The sequence below is a fragment of the Methanobrevibacter sp. genome (assembly GCF_045116495.1).
In the GTDB taxonomy this organism is placed as follows: domain Archaea; phylum Methanobacteriota; class Methanobacteria; order Methanobacteriales; family Methanobacteriaceae; genus Methanocatella.
The window spans coordinates 1-4,886 of sequence record NZ_JBGULU010000205.1 but is presented as its reverse complement, the minus strand read 5'-3'; the positions used below and the strand labels follow the sequence as shown (position 1 = coordinate 4,886).

1 protein-coding gene is annotated in these 4,886 nt (G+C 35.1%); it reads left to right on the top strand.

What is annotated here, in order from left to right; genetic code table 11:
• The first annotated feature begins 29 nt into the window (after positions 1-29).
• Positions 30-4,586, top strand: coding sequence for an Ig-like domain repeat protein (locus ACJMLH_RS11050; RefSeq protein WP_405277715.1), 4,557 nt, complete (start codon positions 30-32; stop codon positions 4,584-4,586).
• Positions 4,587-4,886: the final 300 nt, after the last annotated feature.

Sequence of the window (4,886 nt, the reverse complement as noted above, 5' to 3'; positions counted from 1 at the left end):
TCCTGAATTATGGTGCTGTAGGAACTGGAATGTATTTTCATAATTCTTATTTAAACTATGATACCTTTGCTTATTACTACTGGGGTACTGGTGGAAACCATGCAGTAACAATTGTCGGATGGGATGATACATACTCAAAATATAATTTTAAATACGGAAGCTCCATCCCTGGTGACGGTGCATGGATTGTAAGAAACAGCTGGGATTCAAGCTGGGGAAATGACGGATACTTCTATGTTTCATATTATGATTCAAGTTTTGCAGCACCTAACGTGGAAGCTTCTTCATATACTTTCATTTTAAATGACACAATCCGTTTTGATAAAAATTATCAATATGATATAGCAGGAATGACAGATTACTTTTACAGCACCACATCAAATGCATTGTACAAGAACAGATTCACTTCAACTTGTGATGAATATCTGGCGGCTGTTTCAACATACTTTGAAAAAGCAACCAACTGGACAGCAACAGTTCTTGTAAATGATGAGATAAAGGATGCATTATCCGGAATTTCAGCTTCAGGTTATTATACATTCAATCTCAATAAGTTCATTCCAGTCAAAAGCGGGGATGTCTTTGAGGTCATATTCAATATTACCACCTCCGGTGATGTGGGAGTTCCGATATCTGAAATATATTCTTTAAATAAATTGGTTTATGCTCCTGGTGTTTCTTATATAAGCTGGGACGGTGTAAATTGGTTCGATTTATACAATTTTTCTAAAACTTACCCAGACCACAATTATAATTCTGGTGTGGCTTGTATTAAGGCATTTACATATTTAAATCCAATCAATACATTGACAAATCTGAGCATTGACTTTAAACAGGATGGGTTATCCAACATTTCAGCTAAGGTTTATGATGAATTTGGAAATCTTGTAAAATATGGAAATGTCACTTTCAATATAAACGGCGAAAACCGGACTGTCAATGTGGAAAATGGTGTTGCAATATTATCATATGGCTTTAATAAAAAGGTCAATTCAATATCCGCTTCATTTGGTGCAACAGGTTACAATTCATCTTCCAACATGACATCTTACACTCTTCCAAAAATAGATATTGAATGGGCATTAAACATTACCCGTGTTTTCAATAATGTTAATATCACAGTAACTGCCAACAAACCGCTTAATGAAAGCATAATTATGAATATCAACGGTGAAAACCTTCCATTCAATTTAACCAACGGAACTAACACATTAACAATAAATAATTTATCCAATAATTTGTACAGTGTTCATGTTTCACTTTCTGATGATTCCGATTATTCTGCAGCTATTTTAAGTGGGGAATTTGTAATTGAGATGTATAAGACAAAAATAGTCTCCAGCAGTTTAAATGCAACCGATGACAGCGCATTTGCTTTCAATATAACTCTGTTGGATGAAAACGATAATGCGGTATCAAATAGGCAAATCATTTTCACAGTCAACAATTCTACATTTATGAACACAACTGATAATAACGGTCAGGCTATTGTCTATATCAAACTGGATAAGGGAGTTTATGACATAGCTTCATCATTTAATGGAGACAACAGTTATTTCGCTTCAGATGCAACAGATTCAATAAACGTTAAAGGAAAAATATGGATTGACGTGAATGTAAATGTCTATAGCAACTATGCATTCATCAATGTTTTCGGTTCAAATCGCATAAATGAAACATTCACAGTTCTTGTTAACAACAGGCCTCATAATGCAACTTCAAAAGATGGGGTTGCCACATTGAAATTACCTGATTTGGCAAATGATGTTTACAACGTTAAAGTAACTTTAAATGAAAGTGAATATGAGTTCAATGAAGCCGAAACCCAATTCACAATCAACATTGCCGATAATGTTCAAATTGAAAGCAACATTGAGATTTCAGGTGATGATGCAATAATCAATATAGAAATTGGGAATGTCAGCGGTAATGTAAATGTAATTGTAGATGGAAACAGCAATGTTTACCAACTCGCTGGCGGAAAGGCAAACCACACAGTTAAGGACATATCTGCAGGCAACCATACTTTAATAATAATATATGAAAACAAAGAGTTCAAATCCGAAATATTCACTGTTCCTAAAAGGCAATCTAGCATTGAATTGAGTTTCGATAACATTAAAGTCGGTGAAAAAGCCACAATAAGGGTTGATGTTCCTCAAAAAGCTACAGGAATGGTTTCAATTGACATTAACGGAACTTCATACATGGTGAATTTATCCAAAACCGATACTTTGGATTTAATTTTTGACCGCACAGGCAACTATTCAGTCGTGGCTACATATTGCGGTGATGATAACTATGAATCATCAAAATCACAGGAGTATACTCTCACCGTAGCCGACAAGAAAAGGGCAAACATTTCTATTGATGTTCCTGATGATGTAAAAGTTGGAGATGAAATTCTAATAGGAATCACATCCGACACTAATGCGCAACTGACTGTCACCATCAATGGAGAAGTGCAGAGCATAATTAATGCAAATGGCCCATTGGGATTATCTTTAGGCGATGTTCTCCAGGTAGCTAGCGGTAAAGTAAAATATGTTCCTTTAAAAGGAGGAATCTATAATATTACTGTAATTGCAGGTGAAAATGAAGAGTATGCTGGCGAAACTGTAACCAAATTATTTGAAGCAACTAAAAAAGAGGCAATACTCACAGTTTCCCCTATTGCTGATGCAAAAATCGGCGATAAAGTAACAATCAGTGTTGTAAATGAAACTGACGGTGCTTTAACCATCAAAGTAAACACTGAAAAAGTGACAGGTGAATATGAAATCACCAAGGCGGGAACATATACAATAACAGTTGAAAGTCTGGAAACCAATAAATACAATGCAGGATTTACATCCTATGCGTTTAATGTTGCTGAAGAGCCTGTAGAACCGGATAATATTACTGTTGTCATTGATGGTAAGGAATATAATATTCCTGCTGTGAATGGTACTACTATCGATACAGGTTTACCTGATGAACTTGCTGAAGCAAAAGAAAAGATTGAAAATTTAACCGGCGAGTTGGCTGATGCTAATAAGAGGGTTGATGATTTAACCGGTGAGTTGGAGGAAGCTAGGGCTAATGCTTCTGCTTTGGTTGAGGATTTGGCTGTTGCTAATGGTAAGGTTGATGATTTGACTGGTGAGTTGGAGGAAGCTCAAGCTAATGTTACTAAATTGGTTGAGGATATTGCTGATGCTAATAAGAGGGTTGATGATTTAACCGGTGAGTTAGAGGATGCTAAGGTTAATGCTACTAATTTGGCTGATGATCTTGCTGATGCTAATAAGAGGGTTGATGATTTGACTGGTGAGTTGGAGGAAGCTCAAGCTAATGCTTCTGCTTTGGCTGATGATTTGGTTGATGCTAATAAGAGGGTTGATGATTTGACTGGTGAGTTGGAAGAAGCTAAGGTTAATGCTACTAAGTTGAGTGAGAATCTTGTTGATGCTAATAAGAGGGTTGATGATTTGGCTGGTGAGTTGGAGGAAGCTCAAACTAATGCTACTAAATTGGAAAACGACCTTGATGCTGCTAATCAAACAATTGAAGATTTACTTAATCAATTAGAGGAAGCTAAGGCTAATGCCACTAACAGTTCAGTTCCTGAGACTGTTGTTGTTGACGGTATTGAGTATCCAATTGAGTATGTAAATGGTACTGCAACTGTTGAAACCAATAAGACAGCTCCTGTTGTTTTAAAATCATCTGAATTCAGTGAAATCACAATTGGCGATGACCAATCCATTTCTATTGCGCTTAAAGATAGTGAGGGTAATGTTATTGTCAGTGCCCCAATTACATATGCTTTAAATGGTGCGGTAAATACTGCATTAACTGATAAGGATGGTAAATTTACAATTAAAGGTGAAAATGGTGCCGTAATTGCTATTAGTTTTGCTGGAAACGATGAAATATCTGGTGTAAATACTACTTTGACTTTTAATTCTCCATCTGTTCCTAGTGTTGTTAAAGCTGAAACAAGGTTTAACATTCCGGGTGGTGTAATAACCCTTAACGGTTATGCTGTTGATACCAAAGCAGGTGAAGAAGGAATGTACTATGCAACAGAGTTACTGGATATAGATGGTAAACCGATTAGCGGTGCTAAAATACAGTTTGCAGTAAACGACAAAGTTTATAACAGAACAACCAATGAAAAAGGTAGCTTCAACCCATATAAGCTCAACATGGTTAGAGCCGGAAGGTACACTATGGCATTCTTCTTCGGCGGAAATGATGACTTCACAGGCACATTTGCTTCAGTATGTGTTGATTTGGATAAAAAACCAATCAAAGTCAAAGCATCTGCAAAAACATTAAAAGCAAATGCAAAAGTTAAGTACACAATTTCCTTATCTACTATTGTCGGATCATCTCACGATGGTAAAGCATATCTCAGGTCTGGTAAAATAGCCAAATTAACATTGAATGGTAAAACTTACACTGGTAAAACAGATAAGAACGGTAAAGTGACCTTCAACATTAAAAACAGTAACAAAGGCACATTTGCTGCAACCATTGATGTTAAAGAGGACGGTACTTATAAAGAAGCAACAAAAACAGTAAAATTAACATTCAATTAGTGGGATTTAATCTCGCTACTCTTTTTTTTAATTTTTTTTATTATCATTTTAAACTTATTTTTTTTAAAACAATATGGATTTAAATATTCTTATTAATAAAATTATTATATAATATAAAGTTGATATTTTTTTAATTTTACTTTATAATATTATTGAATCGAGTGATTGAATGAAGGTTAATAAGAATTTATTTATTTGTGCAATGCTTGTATTTTTGATATTTTTATGTATTAATGCAAGCAGTGCAGGCGAACCGCTTAATCAGACATTAGGAACTGATATTGGTGATGAAATCGCAAT